The 24722-nt window shown below is 42.1% G+C and carries 25 protein-coding genes; 18 read left to right on the top strand and 7 right to left on the bottom strand.

Annotation, left to right across the window (positions count from 1 at the left end):
* Window positions 1-28: 28 nt before the first annotated feature.
* From HC723_RS01075 to HC723_RS01050, 6 genes are all read right to left on the bottom strand, one after another.
* Complete coding sequence (locus HC723_RS01075) at window positions 29-931, bottom strand: 2-dehydropantoate 2-reductase (protein ID WP_190337911.1); 903 nt, start codon at window positions 929-931, stop codon at window positions 29-31.
* Window positions 932-1099: 168 nt separating this feature from the next.
* On the bottom strand, window positions 1100-1921 hold the full coding sequence (locus HC723_RS01070) for a nucleoside-specific channel-forming Tsx family protein (protein ID WP_190337910.1): 822 nt from the start codon (window positions 1919-1921) through the stop codon (window positions 1100-1102).
* A gap of 299 nt (window positions 1922-2220) precedes the next feature.
* A complete protein-coding gene (locus tag HC723_RS01065; RefSeq protein WP_153446467.1) occupies window positions 2221-3564 on the bottom strand; it encodes an AmpG family muropeptide MFS transporter in 1344 nt (447 codons plus the stop codon).
* 101 nt (window positions 3565-3665) lie between these two features.
* Entirely contained in the window at window positions 3666-4211 is a 546-nt protein-coding gene (locus HC723_RS01060) for a peptidylprolyl isomerase (RefSeq protein ID WP_190337909.1), read from the bottom strand.
* Window positions 4211-4810, bottom strand: a complete 600-nt coding sequence (locus HC723_RS01055) for a YajG family lipoprotein (protein ID WP_190337908.1) — start codon at window positions 4808-4810, stop codon at window positions 4211-4213. The genes HC723_RS01060 and HC723_RS01055 overlap by 1 nt, the downstream gene beginning before the upstream one ends.
* A 2-nt stretch (window positions 4811-4812) precedes the next feature.
* Window positions 4813-5982 carry a methyltransferase gene (locus HC723_RS01050; protein WP_153446473.1) on the bottom strand — a complete coding sequence of 390 codons (1170 nt, stop codon included), beginning with the start codon at window positions 5980-5982 and terminating at the stop codon, window positions 4813-4815.
* Window positions 5983-6173: 191 nt separating this feature from the next.
* Here HC723_RS01050 and bolA point away from each other — a divergent pair, with 191 nt between their 5' ends.
* From bolA to dinB, 10 genes are all read left to right on the top strand, one after another.
* Complete coding sequence (gene bolA, locus HC723_RS01045) at window positions 6174-6479, top strand: transcriptional regulator BolA (protein WP_153446474.1); 306 nt, start codon at window positions 6174-6176, stop codon at window positions 6477-6479.
* A gap of 498 nt (window positions 6480-6977) precedes the next feature.
* The gene (locus tag HC723_RS01040; RefSeq protein WP_153446476.1) at window positions 6978-8318 is read left to right on the top strand and encodes a Na(+)-translocating NADH-quinone reductase subunit A; all 1341 of its coding nucleotides are present in this window, start codon (window positions 6978-6980) and stop codon (window positions 8316-8318) included.
* Window positions 8319-8321: 3 nt separating this feature from the next.
* Complete coding sequence (locus HC723_RS01035; protein WP_153446478.1) at window positions 8322-9566, top strand: NADH:ubiquinone reductase (Na(+)-transporting) subunit B; 1245 nt, start codon at window positions 8322-8324, stop codon at window positions 9564-9566.
* Window positions 9556-10329 (top strand): Na(+)-translocating NADH-quinone reductase subunit C, encoded by a 774-nt coding sequence (locus HC723_RS01030; protein WP_153446480.1) that lies wholly within the window; start codon window positions 9556-9558, stop codon window positions 10327-10329. Before HC723_RS01035 ends, HC723_RS01030 begins: the two co-directional genes overlap by 11 nt.
* Window positions 10329-10961, top strand: a complete 633-nt coding sequence (locus HC723_RS01025; RefSeq protein WP_153446481.1) for an NADH:ubiquinone reductase (Na(+)-transporting) subunit D — start codon at window positions 10329-10331, stop codon at window positions 10959-10961. Before HC723_RS01030 ends, HC723_RS01025 begins: the two co-directional genes overlap by 1 nt.
* 5 nt (window positions 10962-10966) lie before the next feature.
* A complete protein-coding gene (gene nqrE / locus HC723_RS01020) occupies window positions 10967-11563 on the top strand; it encodes an NADH:ubiquinone reductase (Na(+)-transporting) subunit E (protein ID WP_153446483.1) in 597 nt (198 codons plus the stop codon).
* A gap of 32 nt (window positions 11564-11595) precedes the next feature.
* On the top strand, window positions 11596-12822 hold the full coding sequence (gene nqrF, locus HC723_RS01015; RefSeq protein WP_153446484.1) for an NADH:ubiquinone reductase (Na(+)-transporting) subunit F: 1227 nt from the start codon (window positions 11596-11598) through the stop codon (window positions 12820-12822).
* Window positions 12823-13051: 229 nt separating this feature from the next.
* Window positions 13052-14032, top strand: coding sequence for an FAD:protein FMN transferase (locus HC723_RS01010; protein WP_238925386.1), 981 nt, complete (start codon window positions 13052-13054; stop codon window positions 14030-14032).
* A 14-nt stretch (window positions 14033-14046) separates the two neighbouring features.
* Window positions 14047-14280 carry a (Na+)-NQR maturation NqrM gene (gene nqrM / locus HC723_RS01005; protein WP_153446486.1) on the top strand — a complete coding sequence of 78 codons (234 nt, stop codon included), beginning with the start codon at window positions 14047-14049 and terminating at the stop codon, window positions 14278-14280.
* Between the two features lie 178 nt (window positions 14281-14458).
* The gene (dinB, locus tag HC723_RS01000) at window positions 14459-15517 is read left to right on the top strand and encodes a DNA polymerase IV (RefSeq protein ID WP_190337907.1); all 1059 of its coding nucleotides are present in this window, start codon (window positions 14459-14461) and stop codon (window positions 15515-15517) included.
* A 231-nt stretch (window positions 15518-15748) separates the two neighbouring features.
* Here dinB and HC723_RS00995 read toward each other — a convergent pair whose 3' ends face one another.
* The gene (locus HC723_RS00995) at window positions 15749-17221 is read right to left on the bottom strand and encodes a beta-Ala-His dipeptidase (protein WP_190337906.1); all 1473 of its coding nucleotides are present in this window, start codon (window positions 17219-17221) and stop codon (window positions 15749-15751) included.
* 118 nt (window positions 17222-17339) lie between these two features.
* Between HC723_RS00995 and HC723_RS17670 the strand changes: the two genes are divergently transcribed.
* From HC723_RS17670 to HC723_RS00960, 8 genes are all read left to right on the top strand, one after another.
* Window positions 17340-17468 (top strand): hypothetical protein, encoded by a 129-nt coding sequence (locus HC723_RS17670; RefSeq protein ID WP_267904236.1) that lies wholly within the window; start codon window positions 17340-17342, stop codon window positions 17466-17468.
* A 538-nt stretch (window positions 17469-18006) separates the two neighbouring features.
* Window positions 18007-19302 (top strand): NCS2 family permease, encoded by a 1296-nt coding sequence (locus HC723_RS00990; RefSeq protein WP_190337905.1) that lies wholly within the window; start codon window positions 18007-18009, stop codon window positions 19300-19302.
* Between the two features lie 51 nt (window positions 19303-19353).
* The gene (gpt, locus tag HC723_RS00985; protein WP_153446493.1) at window positions 19354-19818 is read left to right on the top strand and encodes a xanthine phosphoribosyltransferase; all 465 of its coding nucleotides are present in this window, start codon (window positions 19354-19356) and stop codon (window positions 19816-19818) included.
* 185 nt (window positions 19819-20003) lie between these two features.
* A complete protein-coding gene (locus HC723_RS00980; RefSeq protein ID WP_153446494.1) occupies window positions 20004-20282 on the top strand; it encodes a GNAT family N-acetyltransferase in 279 nt (92 codons plus the stop codon).
* A 106-nt stretch (window positions 20283-20388) separates the two neighbouring features.
* Window positions 20389-21630 (top strand): esterase FrsA, encoded by a 1242-nt coding sequence (gene frsA, locus HC723_RS00975; protein WP_190337904.1) that lies wholly within the window; start codon window positions 20389-20391, stop codon window positions 21628-21630.
* Window positions 21631-21721: 91 nt separating this feature from the next.
* Window positions 21722-22114 carry a sigma factor-binding protein Crl gene (gene crl, locus HC723_RS00970; protein ID WP_190337903.1) on the top strand — a complete coding sequence of 131 codons (393 nt, stop codon included), beginning with the start codon at window positions 21722-21724 and terminating at the stop codon, window positions 22112-22114.
* A gap of 175 nt (window positions 22115-22289) precedes the next feature.
* Complete coding sequence (gene proB / locus HC723_RS00965) at window positions 22290-23417, top strand: glutamate 5-kinase (protein ID WP_190337902.1); 1128 nt, start codon at window positions 22290-22292, stop codon at window positions 23415-23417.
* A 48-nt stretch (window positions 23418-23465) separates the two neighbouring features.
* On the top strand, window positions 23466-24716 hold the full coding sequence (locus HC723_RS00960) for a glutamate-5-semialdehyde dehydrogenase (RefSeq protein WP_190337901.1): 1251 nt from the start codon (window positions 23466-23468) through the stop codon (window positions 24714-24716).
* The last annotated feature ends 6 nt before the right edge of the window (window positions 24717-24722 follow it).

Here is a 24722-nt window from a genome sequence, read left to right as displayed (position 1 = left end):
TCAATGCGCATTTTTTACTGCATATGTTTCAGCGTGCATTGATGAGCTGATGATACAACGCAAGGTTAGTGGGCACGTCAATATTATGCTGCGCTGCGCTACGAATGAGGTAGCCGGTGATAAATTCGATTTCGGTTGGGCGTTGATGGGCGACATCTTGTTGCATGGAAGAGTAATTATGCTGAGTCGCATTGATCACTTGATAGATAGCCTTATGTAATGCTTGCTTTGAAATCGGAACCGCTTGTGCTTGCATCACTTGATGAATTTCTGCGATCAACTTGGATAAGGTTGCGTCAAAGCGGTTATTGGCCAGTTCACCATTTTTGCATTGATGAATGGCGGTTAATGGATTGATGGCGCAGTTAATCGCCAGTTTATGCCACAATGCGGTTTGAATATCATGGTGCCAAGTGACGGGCGCAAGAGCGTGGTTGAGCGCGGTAAGGATTCTGGGATTGATGATGCTATTTTCGATTGAATTTCTGTGTACAGAGCTTGCCTCATAGGCACCAATGAATGTTTCTCCTAAGCCGGTATGTTCAACCTGATTGGCTTGTGGTTTAAATGCCGCTTGGGTGGTGGTCGCAAGATAGGTTGGAAACCGGTTTAATTGATCTTGGAATACATCGATAGCGCCCATGCCGTTGTGCATAAAGATGATGGTAGTATTTGAGGATAAATACGGAAACAAAGGCGTGATGGCATCCATGACTTGGGTCGATTTTACCGTCACGAGCACGCATTCACATTGAGCGAGTTGTTCAAGATTGTTAGCATCAAAACGACAAGTAGGGCGATTATCCAGTTGCACCTTAATGTGGCTTTGGTTGGCATGACGAGTATAAGCATAAACATTATGACCGCTTTGTTGCAGCTTGACCGCCCACAATGATCCTATTGCGCCTAATCCCACAATGCCTATTTTCACCTTGTTTCCTTTTCATATTTGATTTGTGGGTAGTCTATATCCATACACATACCCATTGTTGATGATATTAAAGTATGGGGTGAGTTAAAAATAGCACAAAAAAAGCGCAGACTTCAAAGTCTGCGCTGTTTAAATTTTGCTTAATATCAAGCTATGTATTCGAATCGATTAGAACTTGTAAGTGACGTCGAAGTAGTGAGCAACACCACTTGATTGAAGTTTGTCACCACCGCCGATATCTAGGTTATCTTCTATACCATAGACGTTGTGGTACAGTTTTAGACCGTAACCAATGGCAAAATGTTGGCTATGCCAGTAAATACCGTTAAACATCGCGCCGCCATTGTCAGCTGTTGCACCTGCTGATTCTTTCATACCAAATTGGTAATCGATGTAACCTTGGTAGGAAATGAAAGTGTCATTGCTGAAGGTATAGAAAGGTTTAAACCAGTTGGTCGAGATTTGACCACCGTTCCATTCTTTAGCATTTGAATCATAGGTACCGTAAAGGTTTAAGCCCATTTTACCGAACCAAGGTACGTTGATATCTGAACCTAAACCGATTTTTTGAGTATTAACACCACCGATACCGCCATCCCACTCCATAAGAGTAGCAACGTAAAGCTCTTGTACAGGGCCAAACGATAGGTCTTTACCTGTTAACGCATCAAGTGACATACGTGGAGCAAACTTCATAAAGATTTTTTGCGAATCTTTTTTATCGTTTTGGGCATTATCACCTGACGTCAGGTTAAATACATCCACATAGCCGTAAAGATCGAAGATCCCAGAGCGACCGCCGTATTCCATTTCTAAATAGTCATGACCAGAATTACCTTCTGATTTAGCTTGCGGCTTTTCATTCAAAGCGTACATCAAATTAAAGTTTAGGAACTTGTAATCATTCTTGTGAATATTGTCTGAGTAGTCAGCGGCTAAAGCAGGTGCTGCAGCAGCAACTAGGCTAAGAGCTAAAAGTGTTTTGCGCATAAGTGGACTCTCTCGTCATTAAATGGCTGTGTGCATCCATCCGTGATGCGGTGTTCCTTAATGGGGCTGATAATATAGGTTTCAATCTCATTTGTAAGTGAAATAGGCTGCAAATTGGCAATTACTTTGTGACAGTGATCACACTAACAAGATCTTGCTGGAACTTTAAATAAAAAGTTGAACAATAAATTATCAATTGAATAAAAAACACCCAAGGCAAGCGATTGCCTTGGGTGTTTAGAAGTTTAGTCACGAAAGTTCAGCTTTGCTTAGTATTTATCTCAGTAATATAAAAGCCGTTATGGTTTATATTTGGCCTTTTCCAGCAAGTCATTAAAATAGTGTCGCAGTGAATACAACATAATAAGACTTGGGATCACCATTAAGGCTGTAATGACAAAGAATAATGGCCAGTTATTTAAGTGATCGACCAGCTCACCACTAAAGGAGGCGAGGGTGGTTCGACCAAAGTTGCCTAAAGAGGCCAGTAACGCGTATTGAGTGGCCGAGAAGGCTTGACCAGTTAATACCGTTAAGAAGGAGACGAATGCCACGGTAGAAAACGCAGTGGTGAAATTATCGACCAATATCGTGGCAAGGAATAAATGCTCATTGGGCCCGACTGAGGCTAACCAAGCAAACATCAAGTTACTGCTTGCCATGGCCACACCGCCAATCATTAAGCCTTTAACGATACCAAAGCGGACGTTAAACATGCTGCCGACAAAAGTGAATAGCATGGTTGCGCCCCAACCAATTAGCTTAGAGTAGTCTCCAATTTGTTCGTTACTAAAGCCGACTTCTTTATAGAAAACAATCGACATCCGGCCTAAAAAGGCTTCACCGATTTTGAATAGGAAAACAAACAACAATAAGGTGATCGCAACTTGTACACCATTACGACGGAAGAAATCAAGGAAAGGTTCAATTAAGGTCACCGATAACCAAGCGGTAATTTTGGATTTAATCACTTTATTATGACGTTGTTCTGCTTGATGCTGCAATTCGTCTCGGTTAGTGACAGGCTCGCGAGCCAATAAGGTAAAGACCATCAGCAAGCCAATCACGCCAGTCATACCATAGTAAATATTGTTCCAACCTAACGCGTCGGCATTGGCAAAAGCAAAATAGCCGGGCAGTGAGTAACCGGTCCACCAACCAATTACTGACATAGCTGAAGCTTGCGGTAATTTACTGTTGTTGCTTTTAGGGAAGCTATCAATACGAAAGGCATCAATCGCGATATCTTGAGTGGCGGAGGCGGTTGAAATCGCCAGTGCAATTGCCGACATTAAAATAAGGTTATGAGTAGGATTTAGCCCTGCAATATAGAAGGTGCAAACTAAAATAATCGCTTGGCAGAAAAAAATCCAACTACGACGCTGGCCCAATAAAGGGTGCAGAAAAGGTAATTTGACCCGATCCACTAACGGCGCCCATAAAAAGTTTATCGCATACACCGCAAATACTGAGCCAAAATAGCCAATCGCGCTGCGGGTAAGCCCTGCATCGGTTAACCAACCAGACATGCTTGAGCCAATCAGTACCCATGGAAAACCGCTTGAACAGCCCAACATAAAAACCCACAACAATCGTTTGTCTAAATAGGATTTAAAGGTTTCTTTCCACGTCATTGAAGCCATTCAATATTCCTCGGTACCGCTGAATTTATTAGGGGAGATATGAGTAAGCCATCACAGGGATCTATGATGGCTTTAGATGTCGCGTATTTACGGTCGCTGGATTACTTAACTAAGGTCATTTTGGTGATCAAAATTGGCGTAACCGGTACATCTTGCATACCACCTTGAGTAGTAGTTGGTTTTTGCGCCATTTTTTGTACTACATCAAAGCCCTTGGTTACCTTACCAAACACGGCATAACCTGGGTTGCTACGCGCGTAGTTTAGAAAATCGTTATCGGTCAGGTTAACGAAGAACTGACGTGTGGCAGAGTTAGGATTACTAGTACGCGCCATTGCAACAGTAGCGGTATTGTTTTCTAAGCCATTGGTTGCTTCGTTGCGAATAGGTTTGTAAGAGGATTTTTGGTTAAGATCTTTATCAAAACCGCCACCTTGCGCCATAAAGCCTGGGATCACACGGTGAAATTGGGTGCCCACATAACTGCCATCATCGACATAACGCAAAAAGTTTTTCACTGAAATTGGTGCCATTTTCTGATTTAAATCGATAGTGAAATTACCTATTGTCGTTTCAACATTGACCAGTGGGGCCGCAACACTTGATACGCTAAATAGCATGGCAAGAGAAATTAGAAGCTTCTTCATTAAAAGTTACCTTTCATATAATTAGTGAGTTCAGAATCTTTAGCAATATTGGCTAATACATTACTTGAAACGCGATTGAGCACTTCTTCAATGTCTTTGGTGTCGGCAGTAAAAGAGCCGGTTTTAGTCCCGCTGCCTTGGTAGCTTTTAACAAACTTGCCATTTGGGGTTTCAGCGGTGATTTGAATGGTCACTTTACCGTCAATGGCATACTTGACCGGTTGTTGAGCAACTTTAACCACAGAGTCAACCACTTTGATATTTAAGGTGTTATTGCTATTTTTGGTTTTGGCAAAACCTTGCGAATAGAATTGCTGATAAATCGCATTAGCATAAGCCTCACGGACATTTTGTTTAGCATGCAAAGGTTGAACTTGTTCTTGTCCATCCATTTTTATTTCTGCTATGTATTGCGCAGTGCGGATATCTTGACTGGTTAAAGCGAAGGTTTTACCGCTGACAATTTGATTGGCGCTCAAGGTTGAAGAGGGAACTAAGTTGACCAAATCATTTTGAGAAATACTGGCACAAGCCGAAAGCATCACAGTGGCGCTTATTGCGAGCAGTGTTTTGAATTTTTTAGGTTTTATGAAGTTCATTATTAACGTCCTTTTTGCAGATCATTCTTTTTCAGATCATTGTTCTTGATAGCTTCAATGATCATAAATTTTGAGTTTTCAGCCACAATCGCCACTTGCTGTTCACCAAATAAACGCTCGAGTTTAATGTGATAATCAAGGTGACGATTTCCTACGACCAACAATTTACCATCATGGTTCAATGTATCTTTCGCATCACAGAACATTTGCCAAGCGATGTGATCGGTAATGGCATTTTGCTGGTGGAAAGGAGGATTACAAATGACCAAGAAGCTGCTGTTTTGTTTCATACCATCAAGGCAGTTATTGGCCAGTACTTGGATGTTGCGCTCTGAGCCTAAGTTGCGCTCAAGATTCTTTTTAGCTGATTCCACCGCCATATAGCTTTCATCAATACAAGTAATGCGAGCTTGTGGGTTGAGTTGACCAGCTTTGATGGCCAAAATGCCATTACCACACCCTAAGTCGATAATATGGCGTAAGTCGTCAACTTGTGGCAAGTAATCGAGCATAAAACGAGCGCCAAGATCTAAGTTTTCACCTGAATACACATTGGCATAATTAGACAGCACAATATCTTCACCATCGACTGGCCATTCGCATTCGGCCGCGACAGGGTGAATGGTTGAACAGTTAGCATGAGAAAACACTAAGCGGTGCTTTTTCTTGGCAAGAGAGGTGGTAGTGGTGCCAAGATGCTTTTCAAATAAATCGAGCGTCGAAGTATGAATTTCTTTGGCTTTATTGACACCAATTACCGGGCAATCAGCCGATAACGATGCGCGTAATTTAGACAATTGCCAAGTCAGTAGGCGATTACTTTTAGGCAATTGCATTAAGACTAAATCGATCTTGGCTGGGATGTCATCAAGGCAGTTAAGAAATTTGACTCGGTTGCATTGATTTCGTTGTAGGTTTTTAAGTGCGCCGCGATGAGAGATAAAAGAATCGCTCATCATGGTGACGGTATGGTGTTCGGAAAACCAGCAAGAGAGTGCGCCAAAATTATCATTTAAGATTAAAATATTTTGACCGTCTGGAAGGGCTTTTTCTGTGATGTGGTTAATTAAGTATTCATCACCGGCATCCCATGCTTGTAGCGTTTCATTGGCACGCTTGGGAAAACGGAAAAGTGACAGTTCGCGATCATGTAAAGCTAATAATGTATTCATCTTCAATCTATAATATTGAATCGCATGGCTGCGATATTTGGGCACAAATCGTATGATAGCACGTTAAAAGTCGCTACAGGTTAACTCGGTCATGCAATAATGACGAAAAAATGACGTGAGCGAAGAAAAAACAACCATGTAGCATCAAAGTAAACCCGTCCACATAACTTAATATCTTATAAGGGTAAATTATGATCCAAGACCAAGTTGAAAAAAAATTGCACCTGACATTTAATCCAATCCATTTACAGGTGATCAACGAAAGCTATATGCACAATGTTCCCGCTGGCTCTGAAAGTCATTTCAAGGTGGTAGTGGTGAGTGAGCAATTTGAAGGTAAGCGTTTATTAATGCGTCACCGTGCCATAAACAGTGCGTTGGCTGATGAGTTAGCGAATCATATTCATGCACTATCGATCAATGCTTATACCGATAGTGAATGGAAATCCTTAAGTGGCATTCCTGAGTCACCAAAGTGCGCTGGTGGCGGGAAATAAAGAGGTATATCGCGAACAATTAGATCTCAGCCGATTTTTTGAAATGACTATCGAGTTACTGTCAAATAAAGCGTGTAAAAAACCAACCAAATGTTTAATTTACGTACATAACTATGTAACGAAAAGGCTGACAGAAGCTAGCGTGTCTAATTGGTTCGGTATTTATTTCTAAGCGGTGATAAAGCGTTTGTTATATTTGTGCGGCGCCTCAAAAAACTGCGTTTTAACGTTGGTTTGATGTCGGTCGAGGGTCAAATAAATGTAGGAATCCTGTGAATCATCATGGCAAGGGATTCCAAAAAAGTGTTAGAATATGTCAACTATAGGTTTGTTAATGTTAAAAACCGCTCTAAAAGCCGAAATTGAATGAATTCGGCTTTTTTATATGGATGTTGCGATTTTGGTTACTGATAACTGAAACCGGACACAATAAATTGTCGTGTCTTAAATTGCGCAATAAAGAATCTTATTTCCTTAAATAAAGTAGTGCAAGTGCGTATGATTACAATAAAAAAGGGTCTGGATCTTCCTATTGCTGGAGTTCCTGCTCAGGTGATTAGTGATGGTCCTACCATCAAAACAGTCGCCTTGCTTGGCGAAGAGTACGTGGGTATGCGTCCAACAATGCATGCTCGCGTGGGTGATGAAGTGAAAAAGGGTCAAGTTCTTTTTGTCGATAAGAAGAATCCTGGCGTGCAATACACTTCACCTGCAAGCGGTAAAGTTATCGAAGTGAATCGTGGTGCAAAACGTGTTCTTCAATCGGTTGTGATTGAAGTTGCAGGTAATGACCAAGTGACTTTCGACAGCTACACAGCCGATCAACTGGTGAAACTAGACCGCAAGGTCATCGTTTCTCAATTGGTTGAATCAGGCATGTGGACTGCATTGCGAACTCGTCCGTTCAGCAAGGTTCCAGCAATCGAATCGACTACTCAGGCGATTTTCGTTACTGCCATGGATACCAATCCATTAGCGGCTGACGCGTCGGTAGTGATTAATGAACAACCAGAAGCTTTTAAAGCCGGTTTAGATCTTCTATCCGCTTTAACTGCTGGTAAAGTTTATGTCTGTAAAGGCAATCAAACGCTACCAACGTCTTCTCAATCGAATGTTGAAGAGCATGAGTTTGCGGGTGTGCATCCAGCCGGTCTAGTCGGTACACACATGCATTTCTTGTACCCTGTTAGCTTAGAAAATATCGCTTGGAACTTAAATTATCAGGATGTGATTGCATTCGGTAAATTATTCCTAACCGGTGAAATTAACACCGATCGCGTGATTTCTTTAGCGGGTCCTGCAACTAAGAATCCACGTCTTGTTCGTACTCAAATAGGTGCGAACCTTGAGAACGTCACTGAAGGTGAAGTATTACCTGGTGAAGTGCGTGTTATTTCTGGTTCAGTTCTATCAGGTACTCAAGCTTCGGGTCCACACGCTTACTTAGGCCGTTATCACATGCAAGTTTCTGTATTGCATGAAGGTCGTGAGAAAGAGTTCTTAGGTTGGGCTATGCCTGGTAAGAATAAATTCTCAGTAACGCGCTCATTTTTAAGCCATCTTTTCCCTGGCCGTGTATTCAATATGACTACAACGACCAATGGTAGTGACCGTGCCATGGTACCAATTGGTAGCTATGAACGTGTTATGCCATTAGACATCGAACCAACAGTGTTGCTTCGTGATCTATGTGCAGGAGATTCAGACGGTGCTCAACGCTTAGGTGTGTTGGAGCTTGCTGAAGAAGATTTGGCATTGTGTACCTTTGTATGTCCAGGCAAATATGAATATGGCGAATTACTTCGCGATTGCCTAGATACGATCGAGAAGGAAGGGTAATTCATGGGCCTTAAGAAATTTATTGAAGATTTAGAACCGCATTTTGAACCTGGTGGTAAGCATGAGCGTTGGTTTGCTTTATATGAAGCAGCCGCAACCTTAGCTTATACCCCTGGTACGGTTACAAAGCGCAGTTCTCATGTTCGTGATAGTGTGGATTTAAAACGTCTTATGATCATGGTATGGCTGGCTGTATTCCCTGCTATGTTCTGGGGAATGTACAATACTGGTCATCAAGCGATTGATGCTTTAAACCATATGTATGCGGGTGATCAGCTTGCTTCTATCATATCAGGTGATTGGCATTACTGGTTTACCGAAATGCTCGGTGGAACGATAGGTGCGGGAGCCGGTTGGGGCAGCATGATGCTGCTTGGAGCGACTTATTTCTTACCTATCTATGCGACGGTATTTTTGGTCGGCGGTTTCTGGGAAGTTTTATTCTGTATGGTGCGTAAGCACGAAGTGAATGAAGGTTTCTTTGTTACCTCTATTTTATTTGCGTTAATTGTTCCGCCAACCCTTCCTCTTTGGCAAGCAGCTTTAGGTATTACCTTTGGTGTGGTTGTCGCAAAAGAGATCTTTGGTGGTACAGGTCGTAACTTCCTAAACCCTGCATTAGCGGGTCGCGCCTTCCTGTTTTTTGCATATCCTGCTCAAATTTCAGGTGATGTGGTTTGGACGGCTGCAGATGGTTTCTCTGGCGCAACTGCATTAAGTCAGTGGGCTCAAGGCGGACATGGCGCATTAGTGAATACCGTTACAGGTCATTCAATTACTTGGATGGACGCCTTTATTGGTAATCTTCCAGGAGCCATAGGTGAAGTATCTACATTGGCGCTAATTCTTGGCGGCTTAATGATCGTTTATATGCGTATTGCATCTTGGCGTATCATTGCTGGTGTCTTAATTGGTATGGCGGCCGTGGCTACCATCTTTAATGTCATCGGTTCAGCAACTAATCCAATGTTTGCTATGCCTTGGTATTGGCACCTAGTATTAGGTGGTTTTGCTTTTGGTATGATTTTCATGGCAACCGATCCTGTTTCGGCTTCATTTACTAATAAAGGTAAGTGGTGGTACGGAATGCTGATTGGCGCAATGTGTGTATTAATTCGAGTGGTTAACCCAGCGTACCCTGAAGGTATGATGCTAGCGATTTTGTTCGCTAACCTATTCGCACCATTGTTCGATTACTTTGTCGTTGAGAAAAACGTCAAAAGGAGATTAGCTCGCTATGGCAAATAATAATGATAGCACCAAAAGAACGCTGATCACGGTTATCGCATTGAGCTTAGTGTGTTCAATTGTCGTATCGACAGCAGCGGTAGTATTAAAACCCAAGCAAGTGGCTAATGCCAAGCTTGACGTGCAAAGCAATATCGTTGCAGTTGCTGGTTTTGATGCTAAAAGCGCAGCTGAAATACAGTCAGTCTATAAGAAAAATATCGAGCCTCGCTTGATTGACTTCAAAACCGGTGACTTTATTGAAGGCGATGCCGCAGACTTTAATAGCCGTGTAGCAACCAAAGATGTGAAGCAGTCAATTAAGTTGACGCCTGAGCAAGATAAAGCAAAAATCATTCGTCGTCCTAACCAAGGTTTGGTTTACTTGGTAAAAGATGGTGACAAAGTGACTGAAATTATCTTGCCAATGAACGGTACGGGTCTCTGGTCAATGATGTATGCCTTCGTTGCGGTTGAAACCGATGGTAATACGGTTAAAGGTATTACTTATTACGAACAAGGTGAGACTCCAGGACTTGGTGCTGAAGTTGAAAACCCTAAATGGCGTGCTCAGTTTGTAGGTAAAAAATTGTTTGATGAAAACAATCAACCTGCAATCAAGATTGTTAAAGGCGGCGCACCTCAAGGTTCTGAACACGGTGTCGATGCGCTTTCTGGTGCTACATTAACCAGTAATGGCGTTCAGCATCAATTCGACTTCTGGCTAGGTGATATGGGCTACGGTCCTTTCCTTGCAAAAGTACGAGCAGGAGAGCTTAACTAATGGCGAGTATTAAAGAATTTAAAAAAGTCGTTATTGCTCCGGTTTTAGACAATAACCCTATTGCACTTCAAGTGTTGGGTGTTTGTTCCGCGCTAGCAGTAACCACTAAGTTAGAAACCGCATTTGTTATGACAATTGCGGTAATGTTAGTAACCGCATTTTCTAACTTTTTCGTATCTTTGATGCGTAACCACATACCAAGCAGCGTGCGTATTATTGTTCAAATGGCAATTATTGCGTCATTGGTAATCGTGGTCGATCAGGTATTACGGGCTTACTTCTACGATATTTCAAAACAGCTATCTGTTTTCGTTGGTCTTATTATTACCAACTGTATCGTAATGGGGCGTGCGGAAGCATTCGCTATGAAGTCACCACCAATTCCATCTTTTATTGATGGTATTGCAAATGGACTAGGCTACGGTTTTGTCCTTCTTGTGGTCGCTTTTTTCCGTGAATTGCTTGGCTCAGGAAGATTATTTGGTATGGAAGTATTGCCATTAATTAAAGATGGTGGCTGGTATCAACCAAATGGCATGATGCTACTTGCACCTTCAGCATTCTTCTTGATTGGTTTCTTGATTTGGATTATCCGAACCATTAAACCTGAACAAATTGAAGCGAAGGAGTAATCATCGTGGAACATTATCTTAGTTTGCTAGTTCGTTCGATTTTCATTGAGAACATGGCACTGTCTTTCTTCTTAGGCATGTGTACTTTCTTAGCGGTATCGAAAAAAGTTAAGACTTCTATTGGTCTTGGTGTTGCTGTTGTCGTGGTATTGACTCTGTCTGTACCGCTAAACAACCTAGTGTATACCTATGTACTTAAAGATGGTGCCTTAATTAAAGGTGTCGATCTAAGTTTCCTTAACTTCATTACTTTTATTGGCGTTATTGCGGCATTAGTACAAATTTTGGAAATGGTGTTAGATCGCTTTTTCCCACCTTTGTACAACGCATTGGGTATCTTCTTACCACTTATCACTGTGAACTGTGCCATTTTTGGTGGCGTATCTTTCATGGTGCAACGTGACTACAACTTTACCGAATCTATCGTATACGGCTTTGGTTCTGGTGTTGGTTGGATGCTTGCGATTGTAGCATTAGCTGGTATTCGTGAAAAAATGAAATATTCAGATGTACCACCAGGACTTCGTGGTTTAGGTATTACCTTTATCACGGCTGGTTTAATGGCGTTAGGCTTTATGTCTTTCTCTGGTATTCAACTGTAGGGTAAGCACCCAATAAATAAGGAAAATAGTCAATGGACATTATTCTTCTTGGTGTCGGATTGTTTACTCTGATTGTATTGGTTTTAGTGTTAGTGATTTTATTTGCTAAATCTAAACTGGTACCAACAGGTGACATTACGATTTCCATTAACGGTGACCCAGCGAAAAGTATCGTTACTTCTCCTGGTGATAAGCTACTCAGCGCAATGTCGAGCAAAGGTATTTTTGTATCGTCAGCTTGTGGTGGTGGTGGTTCATGTGGTCAGTGTAAAGTGAAAATTAAATCTGGTGGTGGCGATATTCTACCAACAGAATTGGATCACATCAGCAAAGGTGAAGCTCGTGAAGGTGAACGTTTAGCTTGTCAAGTGGCAGTGAAAACGGACATGGAAATCGAATTACCGGAAGAAATCTTTGGTGTTAAAAAGTGGGAATGTGAAGTTCTTTCTAATGACAACGAAGCGACTTTCATTAAAGAATTGGTACTTAAGATCCCTGATGGTGAAGAAGTACCGTTCCGCGCTGGTGGTTATATTCAGATTGAAGCTGAACCACATCATATTAAATACGCTGATTTTGATATTCCTGAGGAATACCGTGGTGATTGGGATAAGTTTAACTTGTTCCGCTATGAGTCTGTGGTGAAGGAGCCTTCAATTCGCGCATACTCAATGGCTTCATACCCAGAAGAGCGTGGCTTGATTAAGCTAAACGTACGTATCGCTACTCCGCCACCAAATAACCCAGACGTTGCCCCTGGTATTATGTCTTCGTATATTTGGTCACTTAAAGCGGGTGATAAATGTACTATTTCTGGTCCGTTTGGTGAGTTCTTCGCCAAAGAAACTGACGCGGAAATGGTCTTCATCGGTGGTGGTGCAGGTATGGCGCCAATGCGTTCTCATATCTTTGATCAGTTATTACGTTTGCAATCTACTCGTAAGATGTCTTACTGGTATGGCGCACGTTCTAAGCGCGAAATGTTCTACATCGAAGATTTCGATAAGCTAGCAGCAGATAACGAAAACTTTGTTTGGCATTGTGCATTATCTGACCCAATGGCTGAAGATAACTGGGATGGTTACACTGGTTTCATTCATAACGTTCTTTATGAAAACTACTTGAAAGATCATGAAGCACCAGAGGATTGTGAGTACTACATGTGTGGTCCTCCAATGATGAATGCGGCAGTGATCGGCATGTTAAAAGATCTTGGCGTAGAAGACGAAAACATTCTATTGGATGATTTTGGTGGCTAATTATAGCTAAGTGATTGATAGTAATGGCTGACTTTCTAAAGTCAGCCATTATTTTTTGAAGTTAAAAATAATGAGAAATATATCATTGCTATCGCTATCGCTAACGATATTCTATGGTCTATTCCTCATTCTTGTTTTTTACGTTAAGTTAAGGAGTCAGCAGGTGAAACTGAGAACTATTCATCTTGCAAAGCGAGTGAAATACTCGTTGTTAGTCGTGGTTTCTACCATGTTATTAATGGGGTGTTCAAAGCCAGCACAACAAGTGCACTTATCTGGCCCTACTATGGGAACCGGTTATAATGTGAAGTACTTAGTAAGTGATGGTCAACCTTCAGCCAAAGATCTGCAAAAAGGTATTGATAAGGTTCTTGAAAAAGTAAACGATGAGATGTCGACTTATCGTCCAAACTCAGAGCTTAGCCAATTTAATCAGCACCGTAGCAATCAACCTTTCACCGTATCAGAAGATACCGCGACTGTGATTCGCGAAGCATTGCGGATCAATAAAGTGACTGAGGGCGCAATGGATGTCACTGTGGGGCCGATTGTGAATTTATGGGGCTTTGGCCCTGAAGACCGGCCGGATCATACACCAAGTGATGAGAAGCTTGAACAGCGCCGCGCCATTACGGGGATTCAGCATTTACAAGAAACCGGTGATGCCTTAATCAAAGATATTCCAGACCTGTATGTCGATCTTTCTAGTATTGCCAAAGGCCGTGGTACGGATGAAGTCGCGAGTTACTTAGAGTCGATTGGTATTAACGATTATATGGTTGAGGTCGGCGGCGAGATCAGAGCTAAAGGTAAGAACCAGCAAGGCGTGGCTTGGCGCATTGCGGTAGAAAAGCCTGTTATTAATGAACGTGCCGTCGAAAATATTATCGAACCAGGTAATATGGCAATTGCAACTTCAGGCGACTATCGAAACTACTTTGAACAAGACGGTGTGCGTTACTCTCACATCATCAACCCTAAAACAGGAAAACCGATTAATAATAAAGTGGTTTCAGTGACGGTACTAAATCCATCCTGTATGACGGCAGATGGTTTGTCTACCGGGTTAATGGTGTTGGGTGAAGTGGATGGTATCCGCATTGCTAATAAAGAAAATATTCCAGTGTTGTATATTGTTAAAACGAAAGGTGGTTTTAAAGAGTACGCATCAGAAGCATTTAAGCCTTATCTTAAAGATAAGCAGAAATAAGCGAGGGTTTTATCATGGCGATATATTTGATCACTTTTTTGGTGTTTTTATTAGTAATAACTGCAATGTCTGTTGGCTATATTTTTCAAAAGAAAGTGGTTAAAGGCAGCTGTGGTGGTCTAGGTTCGGTTGGGGTGGATAAAGTCTGTAACTGCCCCGAGCCTTGTGACGCGCGCAAAAAACGGGAAGCAAAAGCGGCGATCCGTGCGCAAAAGTTAGCTGAATGGGAAAATAACCGAATTCAGTAATATGCGTTATAGCTTATGACTCGATAGCAATGCCCTGATCCTAACATCAGGGCATTTTTTGTGGTTAATTCTTATCCTTAAACTAATGACTATATTGATCGGTCATTAAAAAAATTTAGTTGTTATTTGACCTAGCATAACGCTATGATTGAGACTGTCTTTATATACAGTATTTAATATGGCAAACCGAAAAATTATTCATGTCGATATGGACTGCTATTATGCGGCAGTTGAAATGCGAGACTTTCCTCAATATAAGGATGTCGCATTAGCGGTTGGTGGCAATGAAAAACAAAGAGGCATTATCAGTACCTGTAACTATAAGGCGCGTGAATATGGTGTACATTCGGCGATGCCTACCGCGCAAGCTTATAAACTGTGTCCACAACTGGTGTTAGTGCCTGGACGGATGTCGGTCTATAAAGCGGTTTCAACGCAAATTCGGGCTATTTTTGCTCGTTACACCTCGTTAATTGAACCGCTTTCATTGGATGAAGCCTATTTAGATGTGACTGATTGCACCATGCATCATGGTTCGGCAACGTTGATTGCAGAGGCTATTCGACAAGATATTGAACGAGAACTGAACTTAACCGCTTCTGCCGGGGTCGCACCGCTCAAATTTTTAGCCAAAATTGCCTCCGATCTCAATAAACCCAATGGTGTGGCCGTGATCCCACCAGATAATGTTCAAGCCACTATTGATACGCTGCCGCTCGAGAAAATCCCAGGAGTGGGGAGGGTCAGTATTGCTAAATTACATCAAGCTAATTTATATACCTGTTTGGATATCAAGCAGTCTAACTATGCCAATCTATTACGTCAGTTTGGTCGTATGGGCGCGTCACTGTGGCAGAGAAGTCATGGCATAGATGAGCGTGAAGTGGTGGTGGATAGGCCAAGAAAATCGGTCGGGGTTGAGCGAACTTTTAGCGTCAATATTCAGTCTTATGCCCAATGCTGGCAGTTGATAGAACAAAACCTTTATCCAGAGTTAGAGCGTAGGTTAGTTAAAGCCAGTCCAGAGAAAAAGATCTTGAAGCAAGGCATCAAAATGAAATTTGCGGACTTTCAACAAACTACCATAGAACATAACCATCAAGTATTGAATTTAGACGATTTTAAAGGCTTGTTAGAAGCTATTTTGACCCGAGCTAATGGACGACAGATCCGCTTATTGGGATTGAATGTGATGTTAGTTCCAGATGAAATGAACAAACAATTATGCTTGTTATAAATAGATGGTTTTGTACTCAATTTTGAACGATCATTACATTTATGGAATTGGTATTACCAAGTGCCCTAGACGGTTTAAGCGTCTTTTCGAAATAGGTAATTGGGAGAAGCTTTCTAGGGATGTTTCATTTGGTATCAAAGGTGATTTTTGAGTCACTTAGCATAAAAATGCCTCGATAATATATTACCGAGGCATTTGCTTGTGAAGCTGATTAAAAGCTATCGAGCTGTATTATGCTTTTTCTGGGATGTTTTCTAAAATAGCAATCATTTGTTCCCAGTACAGTGCCACAGTGGCGATCTCTACTTTCTCGTCTGGAGAATGTGGGAATTTAATCGTAGGACCAAAAGAAATCATGTCCATTTCTGGGTAAGGTTTTTTGAATAAACCACATTCAAGACCCGCATGGATCACCATGATGTTTGGTTTACGGCCATAAATACCTTCATAGACATCGCGGAATACGTGCATGATTTCAGAATCTGCATCGGGTTTCCAGCCTGGGTAAGCACCGTCCAGTTTTAAATTCGCACCGGCTAATTGAGCCAGAGAAGCTAATGTCCCTTCGACCATCTCGCGACCTGAGTCAATCAATGAACGAATCAAACATAAGATGGTGATTTTGCCAGCTTCAGTGGTGATAACACCCACATTCAAAGAGGTTTCAACCACACCTTCAATTTTGTCATCCATACGGATCACGCCATTTGGACAAGCATTTAAGCTCGCAATAAAGCGCGCTTGGTCTGCTTGACTAAGTGGTGAGAATTGGCTTGTTTCTGCGGTTAATTGTGTTTCAAGTGCGGTTTCTACTTGTCCTAGCTCTTGCTTAACCGTTTGAGTATATTGCTCAAATGCGGCAACCAATTCGGCTTGTTTATTTGCTGGTAGCGCTACAATGGCTGACGCTTCACGCGGGATGGCGTTACGCAGGCTACCACCTTGGAATTCAATCACTTGTAGAGCAAGATCTTGCGCCGATTCAGCAAGGAAGCGGCCTAAGATTTTATTGGCATTGCCACGACCAGTGTGAATATCACAACCAGAGTGACCGCCTTTAAGTCCTTTAACCGCAAGTTTTTGTTGTACTACGCCGTCAGCCAGAGTACTACGTTCAATATCAAATACTAATGAAGCATTTACGCCACCGGCGCAGCCCATGTAAATTTCGCCTTCTTGCTCTGAATCGGTATTTAGTAGGATATCGGCTTCAAGCCAACCTGCTTTTAACCCAAACGCGCCAGTCATGCCCGCTTCTTCATCGATAGTCAGTAAAACTTCTAATGGACCATGCTTAATTTCGTTTGAGGCTAAAACTGCTAGGCAAGATGCCATGCCCATACCGTTATCTGCGCCAAGCGTGGTGCCTTTTGCGGTTACCCAGTCACCATCAATGTATGGTTGAATAGCATCGACTGCGAAATCGTGAGCAGTGCCTTCATTTTTTTGTGGGACCATATCAATGTGCGCTTGTAGAGCAACAGTCTTCTTGGTTTCCATTCCAGCAGTGGCTGGTTTTTTGATAATAACGTTGCCGGTTTCATCACGGCGAACTTCTAAATTTTGTTCTTGTGCCCAAGATACGATGTATTGCGCGAGTGCTTCTTCGTGCTTAGATGGGTGCGGAAAAGAACAGATTTTATCAAAGAATTGCCAAACAGGCTGAGGGGATAGTTGGCTGATTTCAGAATGAGTTTTAGACACAAATGACTCCTAATGCGTAAATAGCAGTGGAAAAATAAAAGAACGTTAGAATAATGCACCTTGGATGCAAGGATGTACAGTGGAAATAGGCTGATAATCGTGACTAAACAAGCTTTTTATGATGTCACAACGAGCTAAGATATTGCATTGTTCAACATCGGGTTTAACCTTTGGTGCGTTGTCAGAAGTACGCTCAATTATAGATGGCGATAAGGAAGAGCGCCAACGTACTCATGCGCCTTATTAATAGCCTGGCACATGCTAAACGATGCGAATTTTACCTTGGTTAATATTACGGCAAGATTTAAATAAAGCCAGTAAAAATGTTTTTATACTACGAAAACTGGTGATCTAAATCTCATTTCTAACCAAATTGATTATTTAGTAACTTTTTATTGTAATTTAATTACCATTATGTATAATCTCTTCACTCCTTGATATTGGCGATTTTTAGTGTCAATAGCGAATAGCTTATTCAAATTGAGCGTAGTCGATACTTGAGTGGTCGTTTCTTGCTTTTACGGCTTTTCATCCTACGATTTTGATTTGATTATTGTGTTTAAATACCCCTTATATTTTAGAATTTCTCTAGCCATGATGGCTTTTTTAGATTCTACCAACCACCTTTGATAGGTGGTTTTTTTTTGCCTGTTAATAAAATACTCAACGGTCTTAAATTCCGATTGCTTTGTGGCGGTTTTTTTGGAAAAATACACCACATTTTTTATCAATCGATTGCGCAAACGATTAATTGTGATAAAACGCCAACCTTTAGGAATATAAACATGTTAGAGAAGTACTTTAAGCTGTCGGAACACGGTACCACGATTAAAACCGAAATTTTGGCGGGAATGACCACATTTTTGACTATGGCTTATATAATTTTCGTCAATCCGGCTATTTTATCAAGCACTGGCATGGATCATGGTTCGGTGTTTGTGGCAACGTGTTTAGCGGCCGCGATTGGTTGTTTCATTATGGGGCTTTACGCTAACTACCCAATCGCTCAAGCGCCAGGCATGGGTTTGAATGCCTTCTTTACTTACACTGTTGTACTTGGCATGGGGCATACATGGCAAATGGCATTAGCGGCGGTATTCTGCTCTGGTGTTTTATTTATCCTATTAAGCTTATTTAAGATCCGTGAGTTGATCATCAATGCTATTCCAGTTTCACTTCGCCTAGGTATTTCAGCGGGTATTGGTTTGTTCTTAGCGCTCATCGCACTAAAAAATGCCGGTATTGTGGTGGGTAACCAAGCCACATTAGTCGGTGTTGGTGATCTGACCTCGATCCCTGCCATTCTTGGCGCAGTTGGTTTTATTCTGACGATTGTTTTAGTACAACGTGGTTATCGCGCTGCGGTTATGATTGCCATTTTAGCCACCACGGGTTTAGGTATTTTGGTCGGCAATGTTGAATATCATGGCGTGGTTTCTATGCCGCCAAGTATTGAACCGACTTTCTTACAATTAGATTTCTCGGCGATGACAGATGTCGGTATGATTTCTGTGGTGTTTGCCTTCTTATTTGTCGATTTATTTGATACTGCCGGCACTTTAGTCGGTGTAGCAAATAAAGCAGGCTTTATCGGTAAAGATGGTAAAATCCCACGTCTTAATAAAGCATTATTATCAGACTCAACCGCCACCGCAATTGGCGCATTGTTAGGTACATCCAATACCACATCATTTGTTGAGAGTACCGCTGGTGTTGCAGTCGGTGGCCGTACAGGTCTAACCGCGGTAACCGTTGGTGTTTTATTCTTATTTGCATTATTCTTTTCGCCATTAGCTGGAATGATCCCTGCTTATGCGACCACTGGTGCATTATTTTACGTTTCAATCTTGATGATGTCTGGCCTTGTTAATATTAAATGGGATGATTTAAGTGAAGCAGCTCCGGTTGCGGTAGTTTGTCTCCTTATGCCGTTAACTTTCTCTATCGCCGAAGGTATTGCGATGGGATTTGTCACTTACGCTGCGATTAAATTGCTGAGCGGTAAAGCGCGTGAAGTGCATATTGGTGTTTGGATCCTAGCAGCTATTTTCTTGTTGAAATTTGCTCTCACTGGTGCGTAATTTATTTACGGATCAGAAACATAACTATAATTGAAAAAACAGGTTTTTATTATGAGTACTAAATTTATCGTAACTTGGGACAATATGCAGATGTATTGTCGTCAATTGGCAGCTAAACAAATGCCAGCTGAACAGTGGAAAGGTATTGTTGGCGTGAGCCGTGGTGGTTTAGTTCCTGCGGCAATTTTGGCGCGTGAATTAGGCATCCGATATGTCGATACTATTTGTATCTCAAGCTATGACCATGATCACCAACGAGAAATGAAAGTACTTAAAACCATTGAAGGTGATGGTGAAGGTTTCTTGATCGTCGATGATTTAGTCGATAGCGGCGATACTGCTCGTCATATTCGTAAATTGTACCCGAAAGCCAAGCTTATCTGTGTGTGTGCTAAACCTGCAGGTCAAGAATTGGTTGATGATTACATTGTCGATATTGCGCAAGATACATGGATTGAACAACCGTGGGATATGACTCTGCAGTTTGAAGAGCCGGTTAATCGTAAGCAAAAATAATCGATACCCTTTAATTATTTTGGGTATTACGCTCTGGTTACTTAAAGCGGCAGTTTAAGTCTTAGGGAACGAAGCATTTAATTACTTGAAAAGCCTCATTAACGATACTAACTCGTTAATGAGGCTTTTTTATTGTTATGATGAAGCATGTTGTGAATAGAAGTAGAAATCACGGAGATAGGAATATGGCTAACTTTACTCATGATCCTAAAGTGGGTCGCTATCAAGTTGAAGTGGTGAGCGATCATTGGGCGCATCTCGATTATCATCGCAATCAAAATACTCTGGTTATCACCCATACCTTTGTGCCAGATGAGTTGCGTGGTCAAGGTTGCGGTAAGATTTTAATGGAAACAGTATTGGCTGATATTGACGCGACAGGTCATAAAATCTTGCCAGTATGCCCTTTTGTTGAGGTTTATATTCAACGCCACCCACAATGGCAACATCTGCTAACCGATTAAGTTAATATAATGGCAGGTTTTCAGGTAAAATCATGCTCATCAATGGAGTGTCACCATTGCACTTAGGCGCTGAGGTATAAGCTTTACTAGCGAAAGGACGTTTACCGTGGAAGAGAAAAGTAAAAACATATCAGAATCGTTGTTTAAAAAGCATCATCATGCGAGTGAAACTTCCAGTTTGGTTCAATACTTGTCTGAGAGCCAAACCTTATTAGAGGCAACTCAAGAGCGAACGCAAAGCGCTTGGTATCGAACCTTGCGTCGGGTGCAATGGAGTTGGCAAGGATTGGATCCGATTGAAACAGAATCAGTGCTCGCTCGAATCGCAAGCTCGGCTAATCATCACCAAGATTCGTCTTGGTTGGATACCATTGCCGGTTACCGCCCAGGAAATTGGTCTTATGAGTGGACACAGCAAGGCATGTCACACCAAATAAAAGCCAATGGATTAAAAAGGGAAGGGGCTTCCAATCAATGGTATCTCGCCAGTTTATGTTTCAGTATCGCCAGCTACCCTCATTTGAATACCGATACCTTATCGCTACAAGCACAAATTTTGGTGAATAAAGCCTACTCAGAAGCGATGGAACACAGTCAATATATAACTAAAAAACTGTCGATCCCTTTTGAAAATAAAAAAATTGAAGCGAACTTACACCTTCCTCATACCGAACGACCATTACCCGTTGTGATTGTTTGTGCCGGTATTGATAGTTTACAAACCGATATGTGGCGTATTTTCCGTGATTATCTTGCTGAGCATGAAATCGCGATGTTAACCATAGATATGCCAGGTATTGGCAGTAACACCAACTGGAAGTTAACCGAAGATTCTTGTCGGCTACATCGCGCGGTATTGCATGAGTTACGCAATATTCCTTGGGTCGATCATTTTAAAGTTGGTTTATTAGGCTTACGTTTTGGTGGCAATATACTGACCAGAATGGCATTTTTAGAGCAAGAGAAGGTGCACGCTTGCGTCTCACTCGGGGCGCCTATTCATGGTTTACTATCTACACCAGATAAATTTGCCCAAATGCCCAAAATGCATATTGATACCCTAGCATCGCGTCTAGGTAAAAAAGCGATAGATATTCCAAGTTTAGCCAAGCAGATGAGCGCTTGGTCTTTGAAATCGCAAGGGATCCTATCCAGTCGTAGCACGCCAGTGCCTATTTTAGCCTTGGGTTTAGAGGGGGATCCGGTCGGCAGTAAAGAAGATAATCAAAGTGTTGCTCGTTTCAGCCAAGGTGGTAAAGCGATGCAATTGAGTAGCAAGTCAATTCACCAAGGGTATGAGCAAGCGCTCAAAATTGCAGTTGATTGGTTAAAAGATGCGCTTAAGTAGTGACAAGTATAAGTAAACCGTTAACATGGATGTAAATGATTGATGCAGCAAATGATTGCATCAAATAATAATAAGAAAAGGGAGAAACACTATGACCGATATTGCTACGGGTCCAACACATTTTCGTCTATTGAGTGCTTTAAGGGCTGTGGGGCCTTACTTGAGGGAATCAGATTGCCAGCCTGGCTTGTATTTATTTGATTGTTTATCAGTTTGTGTTGATGAAACCAAATCACCAGAATTACGAGAGTTTTGGGGATGGTGGTTAAAGCTCGAGCGCGTTGAGCAAAATTTTGTGGCCAATTACTCTTATGGCAAATATGACGAAAAAGGACAATGGCTTGATCTTTCGGTTCCAAACAATGCGCAACCAGAAGTCGAGCGCACACTGGACGCCTTTCATAAAAAAATTGAAGCTGTATTGGTGACTCAATACGGTTTTACCATTAGTTCACATCAAGATTCCGTCGCAACTGAGTCTTAATAAAAAGCATAATCGAGTGTGATAGGTTGTTTTTTAGCTCTTAGCTCGAAATATTCTCAATAAAGGCGCATTGTTGCGCCTTTTCTGCTTGTGAAATTCGGTTTGTATTGATAAAACAAAGGGTATATCTAATATAGGTGTTTTCACCTTAACGTTAACCTTTGACAGGAAATCCATGTCTGCTCAAACACAGCATAAATCTCATACGATAGTGGTTAAGCTTGGTACTAGTGTACTGACTGGCGGATCGCTGAAAATCAATAAAGCGCGTATGGTTGATCTGGTTCGCCAATGCGCGATCCTCAAACAACAAGGCCACAAAGTGGTGGTGGTATCTTCTGGCGCGATCGCCGCAGGACGTGAACATCTTGATTACCCCGCCTTACCGAATACCATGGCGAGTAAGCAATTGCTAGCCGCGGTTGGTCAAAGTCGTTTGATTCAAGTGTGGGAATCCTTGTTTGAGCTCTACGATATTAAAATTGGTCAAATGCTACTAACCCGCGCCGATTTAAAAGATCGTGGGCGTTTTCTTAATGCGCGAGATACCGTCAATGCATTAACGGAGCAAGGGATCATCCCGATCGTGAATGAAAATGATGCGGTATCGATTTCAGAAATTAAAGTTGGCGATAACGATAACTTATCGGCGTTAGTGGGGATTTTATGTGGCGCAGACAAATTATTATTATTAACCGATCAATCGGGGCTTTTTACTGCCGATCCGCGTAAAGACCCTAATGCGGAGCTGATCCGTGAGGTTAAAACCATTGATGAAACATTACGTCAAATTGCCGGTGGCAGTGGCACTACGTTAGGCACGGGCGGTATGGCAACTAAACTGCAAGCGGCAGACATTGCTCGTCGTTCTGGTATTGAGGTGGTGATTGCCGCAGGCAGTAGCCCGAATGTGATTTTAGATGCATTGAGCGACAGCCCGCAAGGCACACGCTTTCTACCACTGCAAGAATCGCTAGAAAATCGGAAACGTTGGATTTTAGCCGGCCCTGCTTCGGTTGGTGATTTGGTGATTGATGCTGGCGCGGCCAAAGCGGTGATTGAGCGTGGTAGCAGTTTATTGGCCAAAGGCATTACCGGAGTACAAGGAAATTTCTCGCGGGGTGATGTGGTTCGTCTGCGTGATCAAGTCGGACAATTACTGGCCAAAGGTATTGTGAGTTATTCCAATTGCGAATTAGAGCAAGTGATTGGTATGCATAGTAAAGATATTGAAGCAATCCTAGGATATGAGTATGGTTCCACCATTATTCATCGGGATGATCTGGTGGTGATCCAGGAATAAAACGTCAGGCTGTTGCTGGCGAGAATACAATCAAATTAGGGAAAAATTGTGGACTTAATCAAGATGGGCCAAGCGGCCAAAAAAGCTTCATTTCAATTAGCAACCGCGCCTACCGCGCAAAAAAATAATGCTCTGGCTATTATTGCCGATGAACTTGAAAGTAATGCCACCGCCATCTTAGCGGCGAATGCGAAAGATATTGAACTAGGTCGCGCTGCCGGTTTGACCGATGCGCTACTTGACCGCTTATTACTCAACCCACAACGTTTAGCGGATATCGCGGCAGATGTACGTAATGTGATTGGTTTGAACGATCCGGTTGGCAGTGAAATTGACAGTAAAATGCTCGAAAACGGCATGTCATTAGCGCGTCGTCGCGTCCCTCTTGGGGTGGTTGGGGTGATCTATGAAGCTCGCCCTAATGTGACCATTGATATTGCCGCACTGTGTCTTAAAACCGGTAATGCCAGTATTTTGCGTGGTGGTAAAGAAACCTTTTTCTCGAACATGGAACTGGTGAAAGTGATCCAAGTGGCGTTAGAAAAAGCCGGATTACCTGCCGCATCAGTGCAATATATTGAAAAACCGGATCGTGAATTAGTCTCACAATTATTAAAGTTAGATGATTATGTCGATATGATCATTCCTCGTGGTGGCGCGGGTTTGCATAAAATGTGCAAAGAAAACAGCACCATTCCTGTGATCATTGGCGGCTTTGGTATCAGTCATATCTATATCGACGATAGTGCCGATTTAGCCAAATCAGTGGCTGTGGTTGAAAATTCAAAAGCGCAGCGTCCATCAGCGTGTAATTCATTGGATACTTTGTTGGTGCATGCAAGCGTCGCGGCGGAATTTTTATCGCAGCTGACGGATAAAATCAATCAACAAGTGACTTTTGTGGTTGCCGATAGCGCCAAAGCTTTTTTAAAGCAAGCCGATAACAAACGTGATGCAGTAGACGGCGATTTTGATACCGAATGGTTAAGCTACACGCTAGGCATTAAAGTAGTGAAAAATATTGCTGAAGCGATTGAGCATATGCAAGTACATAACGCCAGTCACTCCGATGCCATCATGACCGAGTCGTTACGTAATGCTGAGTTATTTATTAATTCAGCAGGTTCGGCGGCTGTGTATGTTAATGCCTCTACACGCTTCACTGATGGTGCTCAGTTTGGTCTAGGAGCCGAAGTTGCAGTATCGACCCAGAAGTTGCATGCACGCGGTCCTATGGGCTTAGAAGAGCTAACCAGCTATAAGTGGGTAGGAAAAGCGGATTACTTGATCCGTAATTAAACTTAA

The organism is Vibrio sp. S11_S32 (assembly GCF_014694465.1).
Lineage (GTDB): Bacteria > Pseudomonadota > Gammaproteobacteria > Enterobacterales > Vibrionaceae > Vibrio > Vibrio algicola.
Note: the sequence above shows the minus strand (reverse complement) of the source record. Positions and strands in the feature narration are given on the sequence as shown.